The 864-nt window shown below is 64.0% G+C and carries 1 pseudogene; it reads right to left on the reverse strand.

Annotated elements, in window-relative coordinates:
* Positions 1-59: 59 nt before the first annotated feature.
* Positions 60-839, reverse strand: a pseudogene (locus tag F6Q13_RS18100) (DDE-type integrase/transposase/recombinase); the annotation flags it as partial.
* Positions 840-864: the final 25 nt, after the last annotated feature.

An 864-nucleotide genomic window follows, 5' to 3' on the forward strand; every position in this document is an offset into this window, starting at 1 on the left:
TTTCGCTGTTCACACGCCGATCAACAACGACCGACCTTCCACGGATTCAGGCTAAACAGGCGCTCGATTTTTCCCCGTCCTTCGGGTCGATATGGTGCGGAATGAACCAGGCGAACACCGAGTTTCGCGCAGGCCCGCAACAACCATGCATCGACGAAGGCCGAGCCCCGATCCACATAGATCGCCTTGGGGACACCACGAGAAGACAGTGCCGGTCGCAGCGCGGCGGCCAACCGCACCGTGTCCTCGGCGTGACCCCACCGATAGCCGGGCAGCAGTCGGGAATGATCATCTAAAAACGCAAACAAATAGGTCTTGCGGGTTTGAATGCGTATGCCGTGCAATGCATCCCCGGTCCACAAGTCGTTGGGATGCTCGGCCTCGAAGCGGCCGAACACCGGTGCCGACCCCCCGGCCGCCGCGCTGATGAGGCCGAGCCGGTGGAAGTTGCGTTGCAGGGTGCGCTCGTCGGGCGCCCAGCCCAGCTGGGTCCGCAGGATCCGTTGGATCGCCGCGGCGGTGCGATCCGGATTTTCCCGCCGCAGCGCCACCGCCAACTCAAGCACTTCGGCCGGGGTACGCGGGGTGCATTGACGCGGGTTGGGCACCAATGCGTCGAACCCGCCGCCACGCCAGGCCCGTATCCAGCGGTCGATGCTTTGGCGGCTGATGCGCACCCGCCGCCCGAAGGGATCGGTGTGCTCGCGCGAAGCCAACTCACGCACCATCTTTCCGCGCTCCTTGGCCGAATGCGCCGCATCGGCGGCCTCCCGGATCAACTGGTATCGAAACAATCCGATCGCTCGGGCGTGGTTTGCGTCTGACTTCGCCGCAGAGATGGGCTTGGAAAATTACCCAATGCTG

Origin of the sequence: Mycobacterium sp. (assembly GCF_008709575.1) — a bacterium.
Classification (GTDB): Bacteria; Actinomycetota; Actinomycetes; order Mycobacteriales; family Mycobacteriaceae; genus Mycobacterium.